This is a genomic window from Nonomuraea sp. bgisy101 (assembly GCF_057708945.1).
Genome location: NZ_JBYITD010000022.1, coordinates 162,540 through 185,841, shown reverse-complemented (window position 1 = coordinate 185,841; position 23,302 = coordinate 162,540). Strand labels below are relative to the sequence as shown.

Genomic DNA, 23,302 nt, shown 5'->3' with positions numbered 1-23,302 from the left:
ACGAAGCCACCTCGGCTGTCGCGTCTCGATGGATCATGGGCTATGGGAGCGCATCTGGTCTGGGACGGCTCATTAAATGAAATGGCCTGCTGACATGGCGCACCAGTGATCATGGCCAAGTCGGTGCGCCGCCGGATGATGGTCTGATCAGGCGGGTGCGCTCAAACGTCTCGGATGCAGGCATGCAGATGCATGTCGTGTCTGCCGTCGTCATGCACGGCAGCGCTCCGTTTGATGCCCTCCTGGAGATGGCCGGACTACGGACGAAACGCCGCTAAAGATCCCGTCGCCCCTTCTTCAGCCCGGTAGCGGAAAGAAGTCACTGAGCCCGTCCCGAATGCTTTCCCCAGATCCGTGTGAGGGCCGCCGCCTTCCGAAGATGCGACGATAAGCTTTCTGATCAGCAGGGCGTCCGCGTCAGCCATCGCTCAGGGGCCGCGCTGACAGGCGAAACGCGGAAGGATCGGCTGCGTCGCGGCGAGAGATTTCTCCGGGGCCGTGTCGATCCGCGGGCCACTCGTTCGACGTGAGGGTGCGAGGGCCGAGAGGCGGCCCCGCCGGACGAGGAGAACGCGATGCCGAAGTACATGCTGATCATGCGGGGCACCGACGAGTCGAACGCGGCCATGATGGCCGACATCGACGAGATGATGGCCACGACCCGCCAGTTCATCGAGGAGATGGTCAAGGCCGGTGTTCTCCTCGCGGCGGAAGGGCTGGACGATCCGGGCCAGGGCGTCGTGGTCGACTTCAGCGGCGAGGCCCCGGTGGTCACGGACGGGCCGTACGGCGAGACCAAGGAGCTGTTCGGGGGCTTCTTCCTGCTCGACGTCGCCTCGAAACAGGAGGCGGTCGAGTGGGCCAAGCGGGTCCCGGCGGCCCCCGGGTCCAAGATCGAGGTCCGGCGGGTGCCCGGGAGCGACGAGGTCCCCCAGGTCGACGAGTGATCGTCAAGGACTGGGCCGGACGCGAGAGCAACGGCCGAATCTGATGGGTACGGCCGACGTCGAGGCCGTCTGGCGGATCGAGTCGGCGCGGATCGTCGCCGCGCTGACCCGGTTCACCGGCGATTTCGGGCTGGCCGAGGACGCGGCCCAGGAGGCGGTGGCCGAGGCGCTGGTGTCGTGGCCGCTAGCCGCTCCGGCCAATCCGGCCGGCTGGCTGATGGCCACGGCCCGGCGGCGGGCGATCGACGCGATCCGCCGCCGGGCCGCTCTCCAGGACCGATACGCCCTGCTGGCGGCCGCCCCGGCGGTCGACTCGGCGGTTGACGAAGAAATCGACCTCGACAGGATCGACGACGACGTGCTGGCGCTGATGTTCGTCAGCTGCCACCCGGTGCTCTCCCCCGAGGCCCGGGTGGCGCTGACCCTGCGCGTGGTCGGCGGCCTGTCCAGCGAGGAGATCGCCCGCGCGTTCCTCGTACCCGTGCCGACCGTGCAAGCCCGGATCACCCGGGGCAAGAAGACGATCGCGGCGGCCGGGGTGCCGTTCGAGCTGCCGCCGGCAGGCGAGCGCCGGGAACGGCTTGGCGACGTGCTCAGCGTCATCTACGTGATCTTCACCGAGGGATCGACGGCCACGTCGGGCAACCGGCTGCTGCGCCCCGACGTCGCGTACGAGGCGATCCGGCTGGCCCGCACATTGGCCGCGCTGCAGCCGGACGAGCCGGAAGTGCACGGCCTGCTCGCGTTGTGCGAGCTGACGGCCGCGCGCTTCCCGGCCCGGACCGGCCCGGACGGTTCCCCGATCCTGCTCGAGGACCAGGACCGGCGGCGGTGGGACTTCTCGGCGATCCACCGTGGGCTGGCCGCGCTGGCGAAGGCATCAACCCACGGCCTCAGCCCCTACGGTCTACAGGCCGCGATCGCCGCCATCCACGCGTCGGCACCCTCGGTCGAGGCAACCGACTGGGACCGGATCGTGGTGCTCTACGAGGCACTAGGCCGGGTCGCACCCTCGCCGGTGGTCGTGCTCAACCGGGCCGTCGCCGTGGCCATGGCCTCGGGTCCGGCGCAAGGCCTTGCCATCGTGGACGAGCTGATCGCCTCGGACCAGCTCCCCGGTTCGTATTTGGTCCCGACCGTACGCGGTGAGCTACTGGCCCGGCTCGGACGGCGCCCGGAGGCACGCGCCGAGCTGGAGCTGGCGGCCCGGCTGTGCGCCAACCAGCGCGAACGCTCGGTGCTGCTGCGCAAGGCGGCCACGCTGGGCTGACTTCTCCAGCTCGGCCAGCCGGGATTCGAGGACCTGAGGGCATGGGGCATGGAGGCAACGCCGTCTCTCTGGCGGCGGTCGGGGGCGTGGTGCCGTCCGGCCCGCAGAGTGCGGCTCGGATGGGTGGCGAGCGCATCGACCGGGCCTCGAGCGCAGGGGTCCGGACGGAAGCACCCCCCGAAGTCCCGGTTGCGGCGTCAGGCGGTGAGGAGGGCGGCGCTGCCGCATGAGCCGCCGAAGCCCGTCACCAGCGCGACCTCGGCCCCTGCCCGTACCTCCCGCACGGCTTGGGCCACGTTGTTGAGCCCGTGCACGTAGCCCTCCGACAGGAGCCCGCCGTGCGGGTTGACCCGCGCGTGTCCCCTCGCCAGCAGGTGGTCGCCCAGTTCGGCCCGTGGCACCAGTCCGAAGTCCTCCAGCTGGCGCGGCACCAGCCACGAGTAGGCGTCGTAGAGCAGCGCCACCCGCACGTCGGTCGGCTGCATACGGGATACGGTCCACAGCATGGGGGCTACATGCGACGAGAAGATGGCCGTGACGTCCGGCGACCGGTCCATCGTCGAGCAGCCTGGCCCGCCGCCGCGTACCACCGCCTTGATCCTCGGCCCGGGCAGCGACGCGCTGACCACCAGCGCGCAAGCGCCGTCGGTCTCCTGACAACAGTCGACTGTACGCAGGGGACTGCATACAAAAGGCTTCTCCAGGTATTCGTCCAGGGGAAGCGGGTCGCGGCGCAGCGCCCTCTCGTTGGAGGCCGCGTTTTCGCGGGACTGGGCGACCACCGCGTGCAGGTGCTCCGGCGTGAGGCCCGTGTCGTACAGGTACCGGGTGGCGGCCATGGCGAACATCGGGATCGGGCCCGCCATGCCGTACGGGATCGTGAAGCGCTCCTGCGGGCCCGTCGAGACGGTGTTCATGCGCTTGCCCGAGCGGCCGTTGAGGGCACGGTAGACCAGCACGTTGCGCGCCAGGCCCGCCTCGATGAGCATCGCCGCGTCACCGAGGATGGACGCCGCCTGGGTGCCGCCGCCGGAGATGTCGTTGTGCCAGCCCAGCCGGTCGATCCGTAGCGCTCTTGCCACGTGGACGACCGGGGCGGAGTCGTTGAGGTGGTAGCTGAGGACCGCGTCGATCTCGCGGGGGTCGAGGCCCGCGTCGGCGCAGGCGAGGCGGGACGCCTCGACCGCCAGCTCCAACTCCGTCTTGCCGGAGGATCGGGTGAGGGGGGTCATCCCGATCCCGGCGATGGTGCCGCGCATGCTCCTCCCGATCGTCCCTCTGGGCGGCCGTGCCTTTCGGCCATTTTCCGAGGCGCCCGGCCGTTCTACCTGGTGGCCTTGCGAGCCGCCCGATCGTTCTCCCGGTGGCCCTACGAGCCGCCCGTTCTCCTGATGGGCTGGGGGTGGTTTGAGCATGGGTTGCCGCCCGCCGGCGGGGCGCGATCCGGGCGGCGGGCGGCGGTCCAGAGGCGTAGGAGCTGATGGCGTCGCAGGCGAAAGATCGCCCGCCCGTCACGGTAGTGCGACGCACGAAGTTAGGCAAGCGCTTGTTAGGTTTGCTCTCGCCGGAAAGATCGCGATCGCTTACCATGCGGGCATGACCGAGCAGGCACCGCCCGGAGTCGACCCCACGATCCCCAGCGTCGCGCGGATGTACGACTACTACCTCGGCGGGAAGGCCAACTTCCCGGCCGACCGCGCCGCGGCCGACAGGATCATCCAGCTCGCCCCCGACGCCCGCGAGCAAGCTCGCCGCAACAGGGAGTTCCTCGGCAGGGTGGTGCGCCATCTGCGCGGCCAAGGGGTCACGCAGTTCCTCGACGTCGGCGCGGGGCTGCCGACGCAGGAGAACGTGCATCAGGTGGCGGGGGCCGGCGCCCGGGTGGTCTACGTCGACAACGACCCGACCGTGCTCGCGCACGCCAGGGCCCTGCTGGACCGCGATGACGCCCTACCGGGCCGCGAGGGCGCCCCGCGAGAGGGTGCCGCGCCAGGCCGCGAGGAAGCCGCTTCGGATGTCGTCGTCATGGAGGGGGATCTGCGCGACCCGGCCGCCATCCTCGACGCCGCCCCGCTGGACTTCACGCGACCCGTCGCGATCCTGCTCGTCGCCGTTCTGCACTTCGTGCCCGATGACGACGAGACCCTCGCCATCGTCTCCGAGTTCCGTTCCCGGCTGAAGCCGGGCGGTCACCTCGTCATCTCTCACATCTACGCCGGCGATCACACCGAGGAGACCGTCAGGGAGGGCGCCGCCGTGTACTCCACGACCGCCACCGGCTCGCTCACCGGCCGCGACCCCGAGCGCATCGCCCGCTATTTCGAGGGCATGGAACTGCTGGAACCGGGCATCGTTCCCGTGGAAGCCTGGCGCCCGGCCGTGCCCGTCGAGGTGGACCTCGTCAAGCCAGGCATCCTGGGAGCGGTCGGCATAGTTGGGTAGTAGTACTATCTAACTATGCGCATGTCCCAACTGAGCGCCGAGTCAGGCGTCGCCATCGCCACCATCAAGTACTACCTGCGGGAAGGCCTCCTCCACCAGGGTGAGCAGGTGGCGGCCACACGCGCGGAGTACGACGAGTCGCACCTGCGCAGGCTCCGGCTGATCAGGGCACTGCTGGAGGTGGGCCGCCTGCCGATCACCTCCATCAAGAAGGTGATCGAGGCGGTCGACGACGAGACCCTGCCCGTGCACTACATGCTCGGCACCGCCCACTACGCGATCAGCCCCGTCGTCGAGGCAGGCGAGGGCGAGGAGTGGGCGGCGGCCCGCGAACAGGCCGACCGCATGATCGACGACCTCGGCTGGCAGGTCTCCAGGAACGCCCCTGGCCGCGACGAGCTCGCCCAGACCCTCGTCAAGCTGCGCCAACTCGGCCTGGAGACCGACCTGACCCCTTACGCCCAGGCGGCCCACCAGCTCGTCACCGAGGTCGAGCTCGACACCATCCCGCTCGACGGCCCGCGCGACGCGGCTGTGGAGGCACTGGTCCTCGGCACCGTGCTGTACGGCAGGGCGTTCGACGCGCTGCGCCGCCTGGCCCAGGAGTCGGAGTCGGCCCGCAGACTGAAGGTCAGTCCCCCAGCACCAGGGGACGCTTGAGCAGCCAGAGCGCCGCACGCTTGAGCAGCGTGCAGTGCACCTCGTTGTCGTAGGAGCGCGCGTCGTGCCCGAGGGCGTCGTAGACGACGCGGCCCCGCCGTACCGGACGGGCCCAGAACAGTGGCTGCCCCAGCGCGGAGGCCAGCGGACGCACGTCGGGCAGCACCTCCAGGTCGCTGTAGACCTCGTCCACCAGGTCGAAGTCGCGCAGTCCTTCGACGATCGGATGGCCGCCGAGGACGCGGACGCTCGTCCAGCCCAGCTGCGGGTGGTGCGAGGTACCCCACACCCAGCGGGCGCCCAGCACGCGGGGCCATCCCTGCCAGTCGTCGAAGCAGATCGAGGCGGCGTGCATGCACAGCAGGCCGCCGCCTTGTTCCAGGTGGTCGAGCAGCGTGGTGCGGGCCTGCGCGGGCAGCGTGAAGCCCTTCTGCTGCCAGCGCAACGCGTTGACGGTGATGAGCTGGTACTCCGACGGCTCGCTGAGCGCTCCCGCGATGTCGTCGGTGATCTCGGACTCCACCCCGACGTCGGCCAGCACTCGCGCGAGGGCCGCCGACGTGGTGTCGAAGTCGTGGAACAGGCCTCCTGAAAGAATCAGATTTCTAGCCACGTCACAACTTCATCACGAGTGACCCAGGTAAATCCATGCCGTCCGCTGACCCGGCGAAAAGGTGATCTTGGGAACGATCTCCCGCATGAGATTCGTCATGATGGCGGCCCTGGCGTCCGCCGCTCTCATCTCCACGTCCGCGACCGTCTCGGCCGCGCCCGCGTCGTCGGCGACGGCGCTCCTCCTGGTCCAGGTCAACGTCCCCGGCGGCTGGTTGACTTCGGTGAACCTGACCTGCGGGCCCGCCGGCGGCGCCCATCCGAAGCCCGCCTCCGCCTGCGCGCTGCTGACAGACGTCGACGGCGACCTTGCGCGGTATCCGGGCGAGGAGGGCGTCTGCACCAAGGAGTACCTGCCGCACGAGGTCTCGCTGACGGGGCGGTGGGCGGGCAGACCCGTTCGCTTCGAGAAGACCTTCGCCAACCAGTGCGAGCTGTTCCTGGCCACGGGAGCGGTCTTCGACGTCTAGCAAGGCTCGGGCGCGCCTTTGGGGAATGTGAGCCGGTTCACTGTCACAGAGTGCGCGCCTGCCCCGTCCAGTCGCCATGAGAGTTCTCGTAGCAGGAGCATCCGGAGTCATCGGGCGGCAGCTGGTGCCGCTGCTCACCGCCGTCGGTCACGAGGTGATCGCGCTGTCCAGATCCACGGGCGGCCCCGACATGCTCGACCGCGCCGCCACCGTCCAGGCGGTACGGCAGGCGGCGCCCGACGCCGTGATCAACATGCTCACCGCCATCCCGCAGGCCATCAACCCCCGCACCCTCGCCAGGGACTTCGAGCTGACCAACCGGCTCCGCGTCGAGGGCACCCGCAACCTCATCGCCGCCGCCCCCGACGCCAGGCACATCGCGCAGGGCCTCGCCTACGCCTACGCACCCGCCGAGGGCCTGGCCGACGAGGACGCGCCGCTGTGGCTGGACGCGCCCCAGCAGTTCACCCCGAACGTCACGGCACTGGTGGAGCTGGAGCGGATGACCGTGGAGGCCGGCGGCCTGGTGTTGCGTTACGGTCACCTCACCGGCCCCGGCTCGGTCTACGACAAGGACGGCTCGACCACCCAGGCGGTGCTCGCGGGCAAGATGCCGATCGTCGGCGACGGCGGCTCGGTGTTCTCCTTCACCCACGCGCACGACGCCGCCACCGCCGTCGTGGCCGCGCTCGACAAGAACGTCACCGGCGCGCTCAACGTGGTCGACGACACCCCGCTGACGCTCAGGCAGTGGCTGCCCGCCTTCGCCGGCAGGCTCGGCGCTCCGGCGCCCAAGCGCTTCCCCGCCTTCGTGGCGCGACTGGCGGTCGGCGGGTTCGGCGTGGCGTTCATGACCAAGCTGCGCGGCGCCGACAACAGCAGGGCGAGGCTGAGGCTCAACTGGCGCCCCAGGCACGTCTCCTTCCTCGACGATCCCGAGTGACGGGACCCGCGACATGACCGGACGGCACAGGACGGCCGGGCGGGGCCAGGGGCCGGACATCTTCGCGACGCGCCACGACGCGACCGGGATCGGGACGGCGGGGCGGCCAGGAACGGACGAGCAGATCGGGCGCCAGACCGCCCGACCACCCTGCATGGGCGACCCGGCATGAACGGACGAGCAGATCGGGCGCCAGACGGCCCGACCACCCCGGATGGGCGACCCGGCATGATACGAACCGTGGATTTCGAGACATACCGCCCCATGCTGCTCGGGTTGGCCTACCGCCTGCTCGGCAGCATGTGGGACGCCGAGGACGTCGTCCAGGAGGCGTGGCTGCGCTGGAGCGGGACCGATCAGGCGAAGGTCGAGGAGCCGCGCGCCTTCCTGGTCACGATCGTGTCCCGCCTCGCGCTCGACCAGCTCAGGTCGGCGCGGGTCAAGCGCGAGGCCTACACGGGCCCCTGGCTGCCCGAGCCCGTGCCGACCGCCCAGGTGGGGCCCCTCGACACGGCCGAGCTGCGTGACACCCTGTCGTACGCCACCCTCCACCTGATGGAGCGGCTCTCGCCGCCCGAGCGGGCGGTGTTCGTACTCAGGGAGGCGTTCGACCTGCCGTACGAGGAGATCGCCGAGATCGTCGGCGCGAGCCTGGCCAACTGCCGCCAGATGCACCACAGGGCCTCCGTACGGCTGGCCGAGGGCAGGGACCGCTTCCGGCCGAGCGCCGAGGACCACTCCAAACTGCTGCTGCGCTTCCTGGACGCGGCGCAGGGCGGCGACCTGACGGCGCTCACCTCGATGCTGAGCGACGACGTGGTGGCCTGGAACGACGGCGGCGGCAAGGTCCGCGCCGCGCTCAACCCGATCATGGGGCGCGACAAGGTGGTGGCCTTCGTCGCCGCCCTCACCAGGCGTTACTCGTTCGAGGACGCCAGGGTGGTCGACGCGAACGGCGCTCCCGCGCTCTGGATCGTGATCGAGGGGCGACCCCAGGTGGCCACCCTCGACGTCCGCGACGGCCTGGTCCACGGCATCTACGCGGTGCTCAATCCCGACAAGCTCCGCCCCTTCCCCGAGACGGACCACTTTCCTCAGACGGCCTAGGAGGAGAACCGCATCGGGCCTCGCGGCGGCAAGGTCACGCGATCGGTAGTCTCGCTGTCATGGATCTCGGCATCACGGGCAAGGTCGCACTGGTCACCGGTGGTAGCGCGGGCATCGGGCTGGCCGCCGCCAAGGCGCTGGCGCGGGAGGGGTGCGACGTGTGCGTGAGCGCGCGCAGCCCCGAACGGCTCGCCGACGCCGTGGTGGAGCTGCAGGAGTTCGGCCACGTCGTGCACGCCGTCCTCGCCGACGTGGAGGATCCCGCCGCCGCCGAGCGGGTGGTGGCCGAGACGCGAGAGGTCCTGGGGCCGATCGACATCCTGGTCGCCAATTCGGGCGGGCCACCGGCCGGCACGTTCGTCGAGGTGAGCCTGGCCGACTGGGAGGTGGCCGTGCAGCGCAACCTGCTGGGCACCGTCCGTCTGATGCGGGCGGTTCTGCCCGACATGCGCTCGCGCGGCTGGGGCCGCATCATCACCGTGACGAGCAGGTCGGCCCGGGAGGTGATCGACGGCCTGGCGCTGTCCAACGCCACCCGCACGGCCGTCGCCGGCGTGGTGCGGACGCTGGCCAGGGAGGTGGGCGAGGACGGCATCCTCGTGAACAACGTGCTCCCAGGCCCGATCGACACCGAGCGGCTGCGGTCGCTCGGGCACACGGGGAGCACGCCGCTCGGGCGGATCGGGCGCCCCGAGGAGGTGGGCGACGTGGTCGCCTTCCTCGCCAGCGAGCGGGCGTCGTTCGTCAACGGCGTATCGCTGCTGGTCGACGGTGGGGAGAGCAGGGTCGTGGCCTGAACGCCGATTCACCATCCGCCAACCCATGACATCCTTCGTGTAGAAGCGTAAAGGGGAAGGACGGGGGCATGGACAAGCCGGTCATCGTGACGGTTGACGACGACCCGGGCGTGTCGAGGGCTGTCGCCCGCGACCTTCGGAAGAAGTACGGCCAGCAGTACCGCATCGTGCGCGCGGAGACGGCCGAGCAGGGCATCGAGGCGGTCCGCGAGATGCGCCTGCGCGGCGACGAGGTGGCGGCGATCCTGGCCGACTACCGGATGCCGCAGATGAACGGCGTGCAGTTCCTCGAAGCGGCGATGGACATGTACCCGTTCGCGCGCAGGGTGCTGCTGACCGCCTACGCCGACACCGACGCCGCCATCCAGGCGATCAACGTGGTCGACCTCGACCACTACCTGCTCAAGCCGTGGGACCCGCCGGAGGAGAAGTTCTATCCGGTGATCGACGGCCAGCTCGACGCGTGGCAGCGCAGCGACCGGCAGATCAGGCCGGAGCTGCAGGTGGTGGGCGACCGCTGGTCGGCTCAGTCCTACCGGGTGCGCGACTTCCTGGCCCGCAACCACGTGCCGTACCAGTGGATGCTGGCCGAGGACCCGGAGGGGCAGCAGCTGGTCGCGGCCGTGGGCAGCGACTGCCATCTGCCGCTGGTGATCACCGCGGAGGGCGAGCACCTGCAGGCGCCCGACCAGTCGACGCTGGCCTCGGCCGTGGGCCTGTCCACGACGCCGTCGACCGACTTCTACGACCTCATCGTGATCGGCGGCGGGCCCGCGGGGCTCGGCGCCGCCGTCTACGGCGCCTCGGAGGGGCTGCGGACGGTGCTGGTCGAGGCGTACTCCTCGGGCGGCCAGGCAGGCCAGAGCTCGCGGATCGAGAACTATCTGGGCTTCCCCGACGGCGTCTCGGGCGCGCAACTCGCCGACAGGGCGCGAAGGCAGGCGCTCAAGTTCGGCGCGGAACTGCTGACCGCGCGCAAGGTCGTGAGCCTGGAGGCGAAGGGCCAGGCCAGGGTGGTCGGCTTCAGGGACGGAGGGGAGATCGCCGCGCACGCGGTGATCCTCGCCACCGGCGTCACCTACCGCAGGCTGGAGGCTCCGGGGCTCGACGACTTCGTCGGCAGGGGCGTGTACTACGGCGCCGCGCTCACCGAGGCGGCCTCCTGCCAGGACGGCGAGGTGTTCATCGTCGGCGCGGCCAACTCGGCGGGCCAGGCGGCCGTCTACCTGGCGGGATTCGCCAGCAAGGTCCATTTGTTGGTGAGGGGTGAAGGTTTGGAGAAGTCCATGTCCTACTACCTCATCGAGCAGATCGCGGCGATCCCCAACATCGAGGTCCACTACGAGACCCAGGTGACCGCCGGCGCGGGAGACGACCACCTCGAACGGCTGACGCTGACCACCCAGGGCAAGGAGTGGACGGCCGACGCGCAGTGGCTGTTCGTCTTCATCGGGGCCGAGCCGTACACGTCGTGGCTGGGCGACGGGCTGGAGCGCGACGCCAAGGGGTTCGTGCTCACCGGGCCCGACCTGGTGGCGTACGGCGAGCGGCCGCGCAACTGGCCGCTGCGGCGGCAGCCGTACTTCCTGGAGACCAACGTGCCGGGCGTGTTCGCCGCCGGTGACGTCCGCGCAGACTCGATCAAGAGGGTCGCCTCCGCCGTCGGCGAGGGCGCTATGGCCGTGGCTCTGGTGCACCGCTACATGGAGAAGCAATGATCGACATAGACGAACTGCGCAAGCTGTTCCTCTTCGAGCGGCTGACCGACGAGCAGCTGACCCTGCTGGCGGCCAAGGGCGAGGTCCGCTCGTACGAAAGGGATGAGTTCGTCCTGCGGCAGGGCGAGCCGTCCGAGCACTTCTTCGTCCTCATCGAGGGCGAGGTGCAGATGCTGACCGACACCAGCGCGGGCCCGGTCTCCCAGCCGCGCACCGCCCAGCCCGGCGTCTACGCCGGGGCCGTCCAGGCCTACCTCGGCAACCGCGCGCCCGACGTCTACCAGCACTCGCTGCGCGCCACGGCGCCCACGAGGATGTTCGTGCTGCCGGCCAAGAAGTTCGGCCACATCGTCACCGAGTGGTTCCCGATGGCCTTCCACCTGCTGGAGGGCATGACGTACGGCGGGCGGGCGGCCCGCGAGATCATCGACAGGCGGCAGCGGCTCACCGCGCTCGGCACGATCACGGCGGGGCTCACGCACGAGTTGAACAACCCGGCGGCGGCGGCCGTGCGGGCCGTGAGCGAGCTGCGGACGCTCATCAGGGCCTCGCGCATCCAGCTGGCCGGGCTGGCGACCGAGGGGATACCGCCGCAGAAGCTGCTGCACCTCATCGAGATGGCCGACGCCTGCGCGCAGGCCGTAGGGACGCTCCCCCCTCGCACCCCGCTGGAGATCTCCGACGCCGAGGACACCGTGGGTGAGGCGCTGGAGGACCTGGGCGTCGAGGACGCGTGGGAGCTGGCGCCCTCGCTGGTGAACGCCGGGTTCACGCTCGAGACGCTGGCCAAGATCCGCACCAAGGTGGGCGACGACCACGCGGGCGCGGCGCTGCGCTGGCTGTCGGAGGCCACGGAGATCTCGCAGATGCTGGGCGAGGTGACCGAGGCCACCGAGCGGATCAGCTCGCTGCTGGCCTCGGCCAAGCAGTACTCCCAGATGGACCGGGCGCCGTACAGCGTGATCGACGTGCACGAACTGCTCGACAGCACGTTGGCGATCTTCAGGGGGAAGATCCCTCCAGGGGTCTCCGTGGTCACCGACTACGACAGGACCCTGCCGTCGATCCCCGCCTACGGCGGCGAGCTCAACCAGGTGTGGACGAACCTGATCCACAACGCGCTCGACTCGATGGGCCAGGAGGGCACGCTCACCATCCGCACGGCCCACGACGAGGACGAGGCGATCGTCGAGATCGGCGACACGGGTCCCGGCGTGGCCGACGAGATCAAGGAGCGCATCTTCGAGCCGTTCTTCACCACCAAGACCGTGGGGAAGGGCACCGGGCTCGGGCTGGACATCTCCTACCGGATCGTGGCGGGCCGTCACAACGGCGAGCTGAAGGTGCGGTCGGTGCCCGGCGACACCTGGTTCGAGGTACGGCTCCCGCTGCGGGAGACACCCGCCTAGCAGCGACCGGCGATCATGTCCATGAGCCGCGACACCACCCGGTCCGCGGCGACCCTGAACCCGTCGTGCTCGAACTCGTTGGTCACCCACGCGCGCGTGTTGGCCACCCGGCCTGCCGTCTCCAGCGACAGGCCGGCGTCGACGTACATGTCGTCGTGGTACACAACGGCGGCCACGGGCACCTGGTTGCCTGCCAGCCGTACCGGGTCGTAGAGGGCGGGCCAGCCGGAGTGGGCGGCGAGTCGCTCCGCCGCCTCCCTGAACGGCCGCAGCGAGCGGATCTCGTCGAACATCCACGGGTAGATCATCTCGCCGGTGAGCATCTCGGGGGCGGCGAAATCCTCCGGCATGACCCTGGCGGCGGCCCACGCGGTGGCGGCGCCCTGCGCGTAGATCGGCTCGTGCAGGACCGCGTACAGCGGGTTGCCCACGAAGCCGGTGGCCGTCATGACCTCGTAGAGGAACGCGTCCGACAGCTCGCCGCCCTCCCACGCGTCGTCCAGCAGCCAGTGCAGCGAGGCGGCGCCGTCACCGGTGCCGAGTCTCATGCCGAGCGTCTTGAAGCGTCTCGAGGTGAGGCGGTCGCCGTCGGGCAGCAGCACCTCCTTGCCGTCCAGGTGCTCGACGATCCGCCGCACCTTCTCTGCGTCGCCGGGGAAAAGCCGGTAGAAGCGGGTGACCTTGTCGCGCACCCGCCCGTAGGTGCGGGTGTAGACGTCGTCGGCGGTGGCGTCGAGTCCGGGCAGGCCGCCGGTGATGTGGCAGGCCCTGAGCGCCGACGGCGCCTGCGACAGGTAGGTGAGGGTGACGAATCCGCCGTAGCTCTGCCCCCAGCTCTCCCACTGCTCGACGCCCAGCGCGGCGCGGATGTGCTCGCAGTCGGAGACGATCGCGTCCGCGCGGAAGTGGGTGAGGTAGGCGGCCAGGTCCTCGGGTTCCCTCGGCAGGGCGGAGGCGACGACGGGCGTGCTGCGGCCGGTGCCGCGCTGGTCGAGAAGCAGGACGCGGTGGGTCTTCAAGATGTGGGCGAAATGCGCGGGGGCCGTCAGCCTGGGCGAGCGGCCACCGGGGCCGCCCTGCAGGAACAGCGCCCACGGCAGGTCCGATCGTGTGGGGTCGGCGATCTCGCGGGCGAAGACCGTGATGGTGGGGCCGCCCGGGTCGGCGTGGTCGAGCGGGACGGTGAACTCGTGGTCGATGGCACGCAGGCCCGGCAGAGTGACTTTCACTGTCATATGATCACATTTCATGGATGAGGCTCCCCCTGGCATCAACCCGCACATTCCCAGCGTGGCCCGCATGTACGACTACTACCTCGGCGGCAAGGACAACTTCCGCTCCGACAGGGAGGCCGCGGAGAAGGTGCTGGCCGTCGTCCCCGAGACGCGGCAGGCCGCCAGGGAGAACAGGGCGTTCATGCAGCGCGCCGTGCGGTTCCTGGCCGAGCGGGGCATCAGGCAGTTCCTCGACATCGGCACGGGCCTGCCGACGCAGGGGAACGTGCACGAGGTCGCGGGGCCGGACGCGCGCGTGCTGTACGTGGACAACGACCCGATCGTGCTCACGCACGCCAGGGCCATCCTGTCAGGCGCGGAGGGGGTCGACGTCACGCAGGGCGACCTGCGCCTTCCCGAGGCGATCCTCGACAGTGACGAGGCCCGCAGGCTGCTCGACTTCGACGAGCCGATCGCGATCCTGGTCGTGGCGGTGCTCCACTTCGTCCAGGACTCCGACAAGCCCGAGCACATCCTCGGCAGGCTGAAGGAGCGGATGGCGCGGGGAAGCCACCTGGTGCTCTCGCACGCCTGCCCCAACAGGCCCGTGGAATCGGAGGACATCGCCTCGGTCTACGACCTGGCCACCTCCGGCATCAGGCTGCGTGACCGGTCGGAGATCACACCGCTCTTCGACGGCCTGGAGTTGGTCGAGCCCGGCCTGGTGAACGTGGCGGAGTGGCGCCCCGACGTGGCGGAACTGGCACCGCTGCAGGGTGTGGGCGACTACCTGCTCGGCGGGGTGGCGCGCAAGCTCTGATCGCGAGTCGTTCATTCGCGGGCCCGAAGCTGGTACGCTCCCAAGCGAGCGCTTGGTTTACCGGCCGAAGGGCAGACGCATGAAGTTCTCCACCTTCCATCTCTTCCACCGGTTCGACGGGCAGAGCTTCAAGGACGTCTACGACTACCACCTTGAGCTCATCGAGCTGGCCGAGGAGCTGGGCTTCGACGGGGTACGGCTGGCCGAGCACCACTTCCGCGACTACGGCGTGGTCCCGAACCTGTTCACGCTGCTGGCGCACGCCGCCGCCCGCACCGAGCGGATCCGGCTGGGCACCGGCATCGTGGTCCTCCCCCTGCACAACCCGGTCCACGTCGCGGAGGAGGCCGCCCTCGTCGACGTCCTGTCGGGCGGCAGGCTCGACCTGGGCATCGGCCGCGGCTACCAGAGCTTCGAGTTCGAGGGGTTCGGGATCGACCTGGCCGAGGCACGCGACCGCTTCAACGAGGCGCTGGAGGTCGTCCTCGGCCTGTGGACCCAGGAGTCCTTCCAGCACGAGGGCAAGTTCTACCGGACGGGCGAGGTCTCGCTGACGCCCAGGCCGCTGCAGGCACCGCACCCGCCGATCCACGTCGCCGCCGTCTCCCCCGAGACCGTCACCATGTACGGCGAGCGAGGCCTGCCGATCCTGGCCGACCCGGCCGCGCCGTTCCGCAAGGTCGTGAAGGCGGCCGAGACCTGGCGCGAGTCCGCGGGGGGCGTCGAGGCCGACCTGGTCGTCGCGCGGAGCGTCTACGTGGCCCCCACCGTCGAGCAGGCCCGCGAGGACCAGGCGAGGTTCGAGGCCGCCTTCGACCGGTCGCGCATCTTCAACGAGCGCAGCGCGCCCATCGACCCGAAGACGGGCAGGGCCGCCCAGGGCTTCGAGTACTACCAGGACCGCTACCTCAAGGGCGGCTCGGTCTCGAACGACTTCCGCTGGGAGCAGCTGGAGGTCATCGGCGACCCCGCGCGGGTGATCGAGCAGATCGGCGTGCTGAAGGCGGCCGGGTTCTCCACCCTGTTGTGCGACTTCGGCAGCACGCGCCCGATGCCGCTGGAGGAGATGAAGAAGGTCATGCGGTTCTTCGCGACCGAGGTGATACCCGCGTTCCAGGAGGCGTGATGATCCACTCGCTGACACTCTCCGACGTCCTGGCCGAGCACGCCCGCAGCCGCCCGCAGGTGACGGCGGTGGTCGACGGCGAGGTACGGCTCAGCTATCCCGAACTGGACGCCAGGGTGACCCGCCTGGCCCGCGCGCTGAAGGGCAGGGGCGTGACGGCGGGCGAGCGGGTGCTGTGGCTCGGCCAGAACTCGCACGCCGTCCTGGAACTGCTGCTGGCCTGCTCCCGCCTCGGGGCGATCTTCTGCCCGGCCAACTGGCGCCAGTCCACCGACGAGCTGCGCTTCGTCGTCGAGGACCTCGCTCCCGCCGTGGTGGTCTGGGAGCGGTCCGAGGCCGCGACGCCCCTGGCGACCGAGGCATGGGTGGAGGACTACGCCGCCCTCGTCGAGGAGGCGAGCGCCGCCGAGTTCCCCACCCCTGCCACGCCGGACCCCGCCATGCCCGGCTCACCCGGACCGGATGACACGGTCCCCGTCCTCGCCCTCTACACCGCCGCCTTCGACGGGCGCCCGAACGCCGCCCTCCTCAGCAGCGCCGCGCTGCTCGCGCACAGCACGTCGCTGCTGGTGGTCAGGCAGATGGAGCCCGGCTTCACGTTCCTCAACAACGGGCCGCTCTTCCACGTGGGCACGATGATGTTCTGCCTGGCCACGCTGCAGATCGGCGGGACGAACGTGTTCACGCCCTCCTTCGACGCCGAGGAGGTGTGCCGCCTGGTCGACGCGGAGAAGGTGACGCAGGCGTTCCTGTTCGGGCAGATGATCGACGCGGTGGTGGCGGCGAACGCGGAGCGCAAGTACGACCTGTCGTCGCTGCGGTTCGTCTCCCACTCCACGGAGTGGGACGAGATGACCACTCCCGACGACTCGCCGTGGTGCAGGTCGAAGATGGGCGGATACGGCCAGACCGAGGTGGGCGGCATGCTCACCTTCCTCGGCCTCGCGCCGGGGGCGGCGGGATTCGCGGGCCGTCCCTCTCCCCTGGTCCAGGTGCGCATCCTGGCCGCCGACGGGAACGAGGTCCCGTCGGGCGAGGTGGGCGAGATCTGCGCTCGCGGCAAAACCCTCTTTTCCGGATATTTCGCCCGACCCGAGCTTAATGCCCAGAAATCCCTGTACGGCTGGCATCACACCGGCGACCTCGGCAGACGCGAACCCGACGGCACGATCACCTTCATCGGCCCCAAGCTGCGAATGATCAAGTCGGGCAACGAGAACGTCTACCCCGCCGAGGTCGAGCGGGTACTCAAGTCACATCCCGCGGTCGCCGACGCCGCGGTGATCGGGGTGCCTGACGAGCGGTGGCACCAGGCGGTGAAGGCGGTGGTGGCGCTGAAGGCAGAGGCGTCGGCTGAGGACCTGGTCGAGCACGTCAGGACGCGGCTGGCGAGCTACAAGAAGCCCCGGCACGTCGAGATCGTGAAGTCCATCCCGAAGAAGGGCTTCACCCCCGACTACGACGCCCTGGACGCGGCCCACGGCGGCGGCAACTACCCGGGCGCCTGAGCCGTCGGACCCCGGCGAACCAGGGACCACCCACCTGCCGGGCCCTCCGCCCGGCTCCCGGCTCCCAGCTCCCAGCTCCCGGCCAACGGTCCGACAGAAGGGCTTCCTGCGGGTCAGGAAACTCCCCGGGCGGGTCCGCTCGCCGCTCGCCCTCGCGGCCGGCTTCAGGCACCGCGACGGCGCTGGTGATGCCGGGGACAACCGGCATCAAGGTCACCGAGCAGCGGCACTGGCGCGACCACGAGCTGGAAACTCCCTGAGGTGACCGGGGAGCGGTCGCGCAGGGGGTGCGCGGGCTTCGCCGAAGGGCGCCACACCCGGTCTACCGGGCCGACGCTCGCCTTTCCACGCGAGACCGACGCTCGCCTTTCCACGTGAGACCGACGCGGCTTTTCCACGCGAGGCCGCCCGCCTTTCCGCGGGAGGTCCTGCTCTTCTCCGGGGAGGGGCTGACGCCCGGCGGTTCCGAGGGAGCCAACATCCGCCCTCCCGTGGAGAGAGGCCGAAGCCCTCGCGGGGAGAGGCCGAACGCCCGCCCGGAGGGGAGAGGCCGAAGCCCTCGCGGGGAAAGGTCGAACGCCCGCCCGGAGGGGAGAGCCCTCGCGGGGAGAGGTTGAAGCCCCCGTGGGGGAAAGGTCGAATGCCCGTCCCGTGGGGGAAGGTCGAGTCTCCGGCTGATTCCCGAAGACGCCGACGTTCGCGGGACGCGCCCGAGGGGGCCGGCACGCCCCCTGCTGGAAGGCGCCGTTCAGGACGCGCGGAGGCGGGACTCGTGGTCCTTGGCGAAGTCGGCGAACGACCGCGCGGGCCGCCCGACGACCTCGACGAAGTCGGGGGTGGTGTAGTCGCCCCACCCTGCCGAGTACGCCCTGCCGTACTCCACGCTGACCGCCGCGTCCCACTCCCGCATGCCCGCGCCGATCATCGCGTCGAACGCGGCCTGCTCGGAGACGGGCTGGTAGCTCGCGCCGAGGCTGGCGGCCGCCGTGTGCAGGGAGATGCTCTCCGGCCCCGTGATCGTGTAGGTCCTGCCCGCGTGAGCCTTGGGGTCGGCCAGCACCGCGGCGCCGAAGTCGCCGATGTCCCGGGCGTCGATCAGGCCGACCTTGCCCTCGCCGAGCATGCCGTACATCGTGTCGCCGTTGACCGAACCGAACAGGTTCTGCATGAAGAAGGCGGGCTTGATGATCGTCCACTCGAGGCCCGACGCCTTCAGCTCGTTGTCGGACAGGGCGTGCAGCCTGCCGTTGCGCGTCGGCGCGTCATGGCCCGCGCCGATCGCCGACATCCTGACCACGTGGCGCACGCCGGCCTCCCTGGCCGCCCATACGGCGTTCATGCTCGCGTGGGGAGCCTGGGGGCCCATCGCGGTCAGCAGCCACAGGGTGTCGACGCCCCGGAAGGCCTCGACCAGCGTCGCAGGATGGTCCAGGTCTCCGACCGCCACCTCGACGCCGGAGGGGGCCTTCGAAGGATCACGCACCAGGACCCTGACATCCTGCTTGGTGGAGAGGGAGCCGAGCAGAGCCGTGGAAACAGTACCGGTCGCACCGGTGATGAGAATCGTCATGCGAAGCACGATATAGTAAGAAAAAGTGACCGTCAAGATTGATGACCAAAGGAGGCTCGTTGAACCGCGCCGAACGCAAGCAGGCCAACCCCGATCTGGGTGTCATGGCAGGTCAGGTGCTGTTCTCCCTCCAGAAGGAACTGTTCGGCGCGCTGGCCGAACAGGGCCATCCAGCGCTGCGTCCGCGCCACGGCGCGGTCATGGCCTATCTCGACGAGGCGGGGAGCAGGGCCACCGACCTGGCCCAGCAGTCGGGCCAGCACAAGCAGGTCATCGGCACGCTGGTGGACGAGCTGGTCGAGCTGGGCTACGTGCGTAGGGAGCCCGACCCTCGTGACCGCAGAGCCAAGCTGGTCGTCCCCACCGATCTCGGGCTGGACCAGATGGTCAAGTCGGACGCGATCGTGGCCGACATCGAGCGGCGCCACGCCGAGGCGGTCGGCGAGGAGGCCTACGCGGCGTTCAAACGGGTTTTCAGGCGGGTGGCCGACAGGCAACGCCGAGGGCTACCTTGATCGGATATGCCCTCCTTAGCCTGGCGGCCGCTGACCGTCGTCGCCGCCCTCCTGTCGGCGCTCCTGCTCGCCCTCAGCCCTCTGTACGGCTACCACCGCGACGAGCTGTACTTCCGCTACCTGGCCGAGCACCCCGCATGGGGCTACGTCGACCAGCCGCCGCTCACCCCGATGCTCGCCAAGGTGTCGATCGCGCTGTTCGGCGACACGCTGACGGGACTCAGGATCCCGGCCGTGCTGTCCACGGTGGTGCTGATCCTCGTGGTCGCCCTGATCACCAGGGAACTGGGCGGCGAGGGGAGGGCCCAGGTGCTGGCCGCCGCCGGGATCGGCACCGGCGCGTTCACGCTGATCGCGGGCCACTCGCTGCTGACGCTCAGCGCCGACCTGCCGCTGTGGTCGGCGGCGATCCTGTTCGTGCTGCGGGTGCTGCTCAGGGGCGATGGGCGCTGGTGGCTCGCGGCGGGCGCGGTCATCGGCGTGGCGACCTACAACAAGCACCTGATCGCGCTGCTGGTCATCGGCCTGGCCGCGGGCGTGCTGGCCGTGGGGCCGCGCAGGATCCTGCGCGATCCGTGGCTGTGGGCGGGCGCCGCGCTCGCGGTGCTGGTCGCCGCGCCCAACCTGCTCTTCCAGGCGATGAACGGCTGGCCGCAACTGGAGATGGCGGCCGCTCTCAGCGCGGACAAGGGCGCCGAGATGCGCGCGCTCTTCGTCCCGATGCAGATCGTGCTGTTCGGCCCCGTCGTGGCCTTCGTCGCGGCGCGCGGCTGGCTGCGGCTATGGCGTGACGAGCGGCTGCGCTGCCTGGCGGTCGCCTACCCCGTCGCGGCGGCGCTGACGCTGATCAGCGGCGGCAGGTTCGACTACACGGCGGGGCTCATCATCCTGTTGTTCTGCGCGGGCGTCACACAGGGACTCGGGCCCGCGCTGGCGGCCAACGGCGTGTTCTGCGCGATCGTCGGGCTGCCGCTGATCCCCGTCTCCCTGGTGGGGATGACACCGGTCCCCCAGGTCAACGAGGTCGTCAGGGAGTCGATCGGCTGGCCCGAGTTCACCGCGGCGGTCGGCTCCGCCGTACAAACGCTGACGCCCGAGGAGCGGGCCAGGGCGGTGCTGCTGGCGGGCAGCTACGGCGAGGCGGGCGCGCTGCACCTGGCGGGCGGCCTGCCGCCCGTCTACAGCGGCCACAACCAGCTCCACGCCTACGGCCCGCCGCCCGAGAGCGCCGATGTGGCCGTGGCGGTGAAGTACCCGCGCGGCGGCCTGGAGACGGTGTTCCAGACCTGTGTCGAGCACGGCAGGGTCGACAACGCCGCGGGCGTGGACAACGAGTTCCGCGGCCTGCCGGTGCTGGTGTGCAGGGGCCTCAGGATGCCGTGGAGCGCGGCGTGGCCGCGTTTCCAGGAGTACAGCTGATATTTGACACCTCGTTCCAGAAAGGCCTAGCTTCGGAACCATGGCCAGGACGAAGGAGTTCGATCCCGACGAGGCGCTGCAGAAGGCCATGGAGCTGTTCTGGCGGCGGGGCTACGAGGCCACCTCCATGTCCGACCTGGTCCAGCACCTCGGCATCGGCAGGGCGAGCATCTACGCGACGTTCGGCGGCAAGCGGGAACTCTACCTGCGCGCCTACGACCGCTACCTCGCGCAGGGCGTCGACTTCGAGGGGTTGCTGTCGGCGCCGGGACCCGTCCTGCCCGCCGTACGGGATCTGGTCCTGAGGTTCGCCGACGAGGCCGCGCACGACACCGACCATCGCGGCTGCATGGTCGTCAACACCGCGGTCGAGCTGGCCCCCCACGACCAGGAGCTGGCGCGGCGGGTGGAGGCGAACTGGGACTTCATCGAGACCACGCTCGCCACCGCGCTGGCCAGGGCCCGCGAGCAGGGCGAGCTGGACGAGGGCCAGGATCCCCGCTCGCTCGCCAGGTTCCTGCTCACGGTGCTGCAGGGGCTGCGCCTGGTCGGCAAGGGGTCGACCGACCCGGCCAGGTTGCGCGACACCGCCGCGCAGGCCCTGCGCGTCCTCGATCTCGCTGACCTGACCTGGCCGCCGGCCCCCTCAGACTCACGGGAACCTCTGGAGGAAGCCCGGCCTTTCAGGGCGGGGAGGAATCCGGACCCCGCAAGGGGTGGCCCCGCGAAGCTGGGACAGCCCTGAGCGCGAAGCGCGCATCAAGATTTGTCGGTCCTTCCCGCTAGGTTGATCGGCGTGTCTCGCTACCGCCTCCAGCCGACGCCCGCCCAAGAGCGGGCGTTGGCCGAGCATTGCGGGCACGTCCGGTATGTGTGGAACCTCGCCGTCGAGCAGCGCACGCATTGGAAGCCGGGCCGGAAGGGCGCGCCGGGGTTTGCCGAACAGTGCCGTCAGCTGACCGAGGCGCGAGCGGCCAATCCTTGGCTGGCCGCGGGATCGGTGACCGTCCAGCAGCAGGCGTTGCGTGACTTCGCCCAAGCCATGGCCGACTTCTTCGCCGGGACGCACCGGCGGCCGAGCTGGCGCAAGGCCGGACGGCACGAAGGGTTTCGGATCATCGCGGTCAAGGCGGGCGACGTGCGCCGCCTCTCCCGGCGGGTGGGCGAGGTGAAGATCCCCAAGGTGGGGTGGGTGCGGTTGCGCTGGTCGCGCGCCGTACCGGACGGGGTGAAGTCCTACCGGGTCACCCGCGACCGGGCGGGGCGATGGCATGTCGCCTTCGCCGCCATCCCCGAACCGATCGCCGGACCGGGCACGGGCGAGGTGGTGGGAGTCGACCGTGGAGTGACCGTCAGCGCGGCGCTGTCCACGGGCGAGCTGCTGCACGCGCCCGGCCTGCGGGAGAGCGAGAAGACGCGGCTGGTGCGGCTGCTGCGCAAGCTGGCCCGCGCCGAGCGCGGCTCCAACCGGCGCAGCAAGATCAAAGCCGCTCTCGCACGCTTGAAGGCGCGCGAGAGCGACCGGCGCAAGGATTGGGTGGAGAAGACCAGCACTGCAACCCGCGTTACACGTCGCAGACCTGCAACGCCTGCAAGCACATCGCTCGGGAGAGTCGCGAGAGCCAAGCTCTCTTCCTGTGCGTGGTCTGCGGGTATCGGGCCAACGCGGACGTGAACGCGGCATGCAACATGCGTGGTACCGCCGCAGGGCATGCGGTGGCTGCGCGGGGACGCTCCGGGTTGCCGGGGCGGACGAACCGCGAACCTCAACCTGTCCTCCTTTCAGCGTAGGAACGGGTTGGAATCCTCTTCGTTCACGAGGGGGAGGATGTCAAAGGATCGCCAGCGGGTTGAGCGGGCTGCCGGTGCCGCCCTCGATCTTCAGCGGGGCGGCGACGAAGACGAAGTCGGCGGGACCCGCCGCGGCCAGTTCCTCCAGCCACAGCATCTCGACCAGGTGGATGCCGTGCCGGTGCAGCAGGATGAGGTGGAGGTCGTCCTCCAGGCCCTCGTCGGCGAGCTGGTCGGCGTTCAGGCCGCCGATGGCGGCGTTGTCGCTGGCCACGGCGGCGACGTCGCGCGCGGCCAGCCAGCGGCCCGCGCTCGGTGACAGGCCAGGCTGGCCCGTCCAGTAGGTGTCCGGCCAGGTCAGCGGCCAGCCCGTACGGATCACCGGCACGTCGCCCTGCCGCACGCCGGGGTTGATCTCCTCCAGCAGCGCGGCCTCGATCCTGAAGTCGGCGGGCAGGTGCGCCATGCCGAGATGGCCGGGCACGTCGAACAGCACCCCTCGCGCCACGACGCCTCCGACCTGCTCGATGCCGCAGCGGGTCGCGCCGTACGAGCGGACCCTTCCCGACGGGTGCCCGTTGTAGAGCTCCTCGCCCTCCCACATGTGGCAGAGCGCGTCCATGTGCGTGGTGGTGCCGTGGTGGGTGACGACCAGCGCGTCGTCGGCCATGCGTAGGCCGGCGCCGATCGCCCTGGCGCCCGCCGCGTAGTCGCCGCCGTCCACGGACATGAAGTGCTGGGGCAGCGGGCGTCCACGCAGGTGGGGAACGGTGGTGGGGGCCGGCGAGGACGTGGCGCCCCTGATCGGCATCGACAGGCTGAGCACCCTCCCTGTCCTCGCGCATGCCAGGGCTCGCAGCACCGCCTCGGGGGTGAGGAGGTTCAGCGTGCCGCGCTGGTCGTCTGGGCCGAAGCGGCCCCAGTTGTTAGGCTCGGTGACCAAGCAAGCGCTTCCTTCCTTGAG

22 protein-coding genes and 1 pseudogene are annotated in these 23,302 nt (G+C 70.3%); 18 read left to right on the top strand and 5 right to left on the bottom strand.

Annotated elements, in window-relative coordinates; translation table 11 throughout:
• The first annotated feature begins 575 nt into the window (after positions 1 to 575).
• Both AC3EO4_RS35565 and AC3EO4_RS35560 read left to right on the top strand, forming a co-directional pair.
• A pseudogene (locus tag AC3EO4_RS35565) lies at positions 576 to 991 on the top strand (YciI family protein).
• Positions 991 to 2,217, top strand: coding sequence for an RNA polymerase sigma factor (locus AC3EO4_RS35560; protein WP_431899794.1), 1,227 nt, complete (start codon positions 991 to 993; stop codon positions 2,215 to 2,217). Before AC3EO4_RS35565 ends, AC3EO4_RS35560 begins: the two are co-directional and overlap by 1 nt.
• A gap of 197 nt (positions 2,218 to 2,414) precedes the next feature.
• Here the strand turns inward: AC3EO4_RS35560 and AC3EO4_RS35555 are convergent, their stop codons facing one another.
• The gene (locus tag AC3EO4_RS35555) at positions 2,415 to 3,476 is read right to left on the bottom strand and encodes a thiolase C-terminal domain-containing protein (RefSeq protein WP_431899792.1); all 1,062 of its coding nucleotides are present in this window, start codon (positions 3,474 to 3,476) and stop codon (positions 2,415 to 2,417) included.
• A 337-nt stretch (positions 3,477 to 3,813) separates the two neighbouring features.
• On the opposite strand from AC3EO4_RS35555, the gene AC3EO4_RS35550 reads away from it, so the two are divergent.
• On the top strand, positions 3,814 to 4,659 hold the full coding sequence (locus AC3EO4_RS35550) for an SAM-dependent methyltransferase (RefSeq protein WP_431899791.1): 846 nt from the start codon (positions 3,814 to 3,816) through the stop codon (positions 4,657 to 4,659).
• Between the two features lie 15 nt (positions 4,660 to 4,674).
• Positions 4,675 to 5,319: a MerR family transcriptional regulator gene (locus tag AC3EO4_RS35545; protein WP_431899789.1), complete on the top strand. Its 645-nt coding sequence runs from the start codon at positions 4,675 to 4,677 to the stop codon at positions 5,317 to 5,319.
• Here AC3EO4_RS35545 and AC3EO4_RS35540 read toward each other — a convergent pair.
• Positions 5,291 to 5,932 carry a ThuA domain-containing protein gene (locus AC3EO4_RS35540; RefSeq protein WP_431899787.1) on the bottom strand — a complete coding sequence of 214 codons (642 nt, stop codon included), beginning with the start codon at positions 5,930 to 5,932 and terminating at the stop codon, positions 5,291 to 5,293. The two genes, AC3EO4_RS35545 and AC3EO4_RS35540, sit on opposite strands and share 29 nt — an antisense overlap.
• 85 nt (positions 5,933 to 6,017) lie before the next feature.
• On the opposite strand from AC3EO4_RS35540, the gene AC3EO4_RS35535 reads away from it, so the two are divergent.
• The 6 genes from AC3EO4_RS35535 (at position 6,018) to AC3EO4_RS35510 (ending at position 12,375) form a co-directional block, all read left to right on the top strand.
• Positions 6,018 to 6,401, top strand: coding sequence for an SSI family serine proteinase inhibitor (locus AC3EO4_RS35535; RefSeq protein WP_379578526.1), 384 nt, complete (start codon positions 6,018 to 6,020; stop codon positions 6,399 to 6,401).
• 76 nt (positions 6,402 to 6,477) lie between these two features.
• Entirely contained in the window at positions 6,478 to 7,344 is an 867-nt protein-coding gene (locus tag AC3EO4_RS35530) for an NAD-dependent epimerase/dehydratase family protein (protein WP_431899785.1), read from the top strand.
• 240 nt (positions 7,345 to 7,584) lie between these two features.
• Positions 7,585 to 8,451 (top strand): RNA polymerase sigma-70 factor, encoded by an 867-nt coding sequence (locus tag AC3EO4_RS35525; protein WP_431899783.1) that lies wholly within the window; start codon positions 7,585 to 7,587, stop codon positions 8,449 to 8,451.
• Between the two features lie 59 nt (positions 8,452 to 8,510).
• Positions 8,511 to 9,248 (top strand): SDR family oxidoreductase, encoded by a 738-nt coding sequence (locus AC3EO4_RS35520; RefSeq protein WP_431899782.1) that lies wholly within the window; start codon positions 8,511 to 8,513, stop codon positions 9,246 to 9,248.
• A gap of 68 nt (positions 9,249 to 9,316) precedes the next feature.
• Positions 9,317 to 10,966, top strand: a complete 1,650-nt coding sequence (locus tag AC3EO4_RS35515) for an NAD(P)/FAD-dependent oxidoreductase (RefSeq protein ID WP_379578534.1) — start codon at positions 9,317 to 9,319, stop codon at positions 10,964 to 10,966.
• Positions 10,963 to 12,375, top strand: a complete 1,413-nt coding sequence (locus AC3EO4_RS35510; protein ID WP_379578535.1) for an ATP-binding protein — start codon at positions 10,963 to 10,965, stop codon at positions 12,373 to 12,375. Before AC3EO4_RS35515 ends, AC3EO4_RS35510 begins: the two co-directional genes overlap by 4 nt.
• Here AC3EO4_RS35510 and AC3EO4_RS35505 read toward each other — a convergent pair.
• Positions 12,372 to 13,610 (bottom strand): alpha/beta fold hydrolase, encoded by a 1,239-nt coding sequence (locus AC3EO4_RS35505; protein ID WP_431899779.1) that lies wholly within the window; start codon positions 13,608 to 13,610, stop codon positions 12,372 to 12,374. The genes AC3EO4_RS35510 and AC3EO4_RS35505 overlap by 4 nt on opposite strands.
• 13 nt (positions 13,611 to 13,623) lie before the next feature.
• Between AC3EO4_RS35505 and AC3EO4_RS35500 the strand changes: the two genes are divergently transcribed.
• The 3 genes from AC3EO4_RS35500 (at position 13,624) to AC3EO4_RS35490 (ending at position 17,043) form a co-directional block, all read left to right on the top strand.
• Entirely contained in the window at positions 13,624 to 14,409 is a 786-nt protein-coding gene (locus AC3EO4_RS35500; protein ID WP_379578538.1) for an SAM-dependent methyltransferase, read from the top strand.
• Positions 14,410 to 14,488: 79 nt separating this feature from the next.
• On the top strand, positions 14,489 to 15,535 hold the full coding sequence (locus AC3EO4_RS35495) for an LLM class flavin-dependent oxidoreductase (protein ID WP_379578540.1): 1,047 nt from the start codon (positions 14,489 to 14,491) through the stop codon (positions 15,533 to 15,535).
• Complete coding sequence (locus tag AC3EO4_RS35490; RefSeq protein ID WP_431899778.1) at positions 15,535 to 17,043, top strand: AMP-binding protein; 1,509 nt, start codon at positions 15,535 to 15,537, stop codon at positions 17,041 to 17,043. The genes AC3EO4_RS35495 and AC3EO4_RS35490 overlap by 1 nt, the downstream gene beginning before the upstream one ends.
• Positions 17,044 to 17,791: 748 nt before the next feature.
• Here the strand turns inward: AC3EO4_RS35490 and AC3EO4_RS35485 are convergent.
• Positions 17,792 to 18,613, bottom strand: coding sequence for an SDR family oxidoreductase (locus AC3EO4_RS35485; RefSeq protein ID WP_431899777.1), 822 nt, complete (start codon positions 18,611 to 18,613; stop codon positions 17,792 to 17,794).
• A 59-nt stretch (positions 18,614 to 18,672) separates the two neighbouring features.
• On the opposite strand from AC3EO4_RS35485, the gene AC3EO4_RS35480 reads away from it, so the two are divergent.
• The 5 genes from AC3EO4_RS35480 to AC3EO4_RS35460 are packed head-to-tail and all read left to right on the top strand — an operon-like array spanning position 18,673 to position 22,338.
• Positions 18,673 to 19,128 carry a MarR family winged helix-turn-helix transcriptional regulator gene (locus AC3EO4_RS35480; protein WP_379578547.1) on the top strand — a complete coding sequence of 152 codons (456 nt, stop codon included), beginning with the start codon at positions 18,673 to 18,675 and terminating at the stop codon, positions 19,126 to 19,128.
• A 6-nt stretch (positions 19,129 to 19,134) separates the two neighbouring features.
• On the top strand, positions 19,135 to 20,547 hold the full coding sequence (locus AC3EO4_RS35475; RefSeq protein ID WP_431899773.1) for a glycosyltransferase family 39 protein: 1,413 nt from the start codon (positions 19,135 to 19,137) through the stop codon (positions 20,545 to 20,547).
• A 40-nt stretch (positions 20,548 to 20,587) separates the two neighbouring features.
• Positions 20,588 to 21,292, top strand: coding sequence for a TetR/AcrR family transcriptional regulator (locus AC3EO4_RS35470; RefSeq protein ID WP_431899771.1), 705 nt, complete (start codon positions 20,588 to 20,590; stop codon positions 21,290 to 21,292).
• A 51-nt stretch (positions 21,293 to 21,343) separates the two neighbouring features.
• Complete coding sequence (locus AC3EO4_RS35465) at positions 21,344 to 22,222, top strand: RNA-guided endonuclease InsQ/TnpB family protein (RefSeq protein ID WP_431899769.1); 879 nt, start codon at positions 21,344 to 21,346, stop codon at positions 22,220 to 22,222.
• The gene (locus AC3EO4_RS35460) at positions 22,147 to 22,338 is read left to right on the top strand and encodes a hypothetical protein (RefSeq protein ID WP_431899803.1); all 192 of its coding nucleotides are present in this window, start codon (positions 22,147 to 22,149) and stop codon (positions 22,336 to 22,338) included. The genes AC3EO4_RS35465 and AC3EO4_RS35460 overlap by 76 nt, the downstream gene beginning before the upstream one ends.
• 40 nt (positions 22,339 to 22,378) lie before the next feature.
• Here AC3EO4_RS35460 and AC3EO4_RS35455 read toward each other — a convergent pair whose 3' ends face one another.
• Positions 22,379 to 23,281, bottom strand: a complete 903-nt coding sequence (locus AC3EO4_RS35455) for a cyclase family protein (protein WP_379578553.1) — start codon at positions 23,279 to 23,281, stop codon at positions 22,379 to 22,381.
• Between the last annotated feature and the right edge of the window lie 21 nt (positions 23,282 to 23,302).

Excerpts from the sequence above, each read along its gene's own strand:
- AC3EO4_RS35560 (WP_431899794.1), top strand. The coding sequence starts at position 991 with ATGGGTACGGCCGACGTCGAGGCCGTCTGGCGGATCGAGTCGGCGCGG.
- AC3EO4_RS35555 (WP_431899792.1), bottom strand. The coding sequence starts at position 3,476 with ATGCGCGGCACCATCGCCGGGATCGGGATGACCCCCCTCACCCGATCC.
- AC3EO4_RS35550 (WP_431899791.1), top strand. The coding sequence starts at position 3,814 with ATGACCGAGCAGGCACCGCCCGGAGTCGACCCCACGATCCCCAGCGTC.
- AC3EO4_RS35545 (WP_431899789.1), top strand. The coding sequence starts at position 4,675 with ATGCGCATGTCCCAACTGAGCGCCGAGTCAGGCGTCGCCATCGCCACC.
- AC3EO4_RS35535 (WP_379578526.1), top strand. The coding sequence starts at position 6,018 with ATGAGATTCGTCATGATGGCGGCCCTGGCGTCCGCCGCTCTCATCTCC.
- AC3EO4_RS35530 (WP_431899785.1), top strand. The coding sequence starts at position 6,478 with ATGAGAGTTCTCGTAGCAGGAGCATCCGGAGTCATCGGGCGGCAGCTG.
- AC3EO4_RS35520 (WP_431899782.1), top strand. The coding sequence starts at position 8,511 with ATGGATCTCGGCATCACGGGCAAGGTCGCACTGGTCACCGGTGGTAGC.
- AC3EO4_RS35515 (WP_379578534.1), top strand. The coding sequence starts at position 9,317 with ATGGACAAGCCGGTCATCGTGACGGTTGACGACGACCCGGGCGTGTCG.
- AC3EO4_RS35510 (WP_379578535.1), top strand. The coding sequence starts at position 10,963 with ATGATCGACATAGACGAACTGCGCAAGCTGTTCCTCTTCGAGCGGCTG.
- AC3EO4_RS35505 (WP_431899779.1), bottom strand. The coding sequence starts at position 13,610 with ATGACAGTGAAAGTCACTCTGCCGGGCCTGCGTGCCATCGACCACGAG.
- AC3EO4_RS35500 (WP_379578538.1), top strand. The coding sequence starts at position 13,624 with ATGGATGAGGCTCCCCCTGGCATCAACCCGCACATTCCCAGCGTGGCC.
- AC3EO4_RS35495 (WP_379578540.1), top strand. The coding sequence starts at position 14,489 with ATGAAGTTCTCCACCTTCCATCTCTTCCACCGGTTCGACGGGCAGAGC.
- AC3EO4_RS35490 (WP_431899778.1), top strand. The coding sequence starts at position 15,535 with ATGATCCACTCGCTGACACTCTCCGACGTCCTGGCCGAGCACGCCCGC.
- AC3EO4_RS35485 (WP_431899777.1), bottom strand. The coding sequence starts at position 18,613 with ATGACGATTCTCATCACCGGTGCGACCGGTACTGTTTCCACGGCTCTG.
- AC3EO4_RS35475 (WP_431899773.1), top strand. The coding sequence starts at position 19,135 with ATGCCCTCCTTAGCCTGGCGGCCGCTGACCGTCGTCGCCGCCCTCCTG.
- AC3EO4_RS35470 (WP_431899771.1), top strand. The coding sequence starts at position 20,588 with ATGGCCAGGACGAAGGAGTTCGATCCCGACGAGGCGCTGCAGAAGGCC.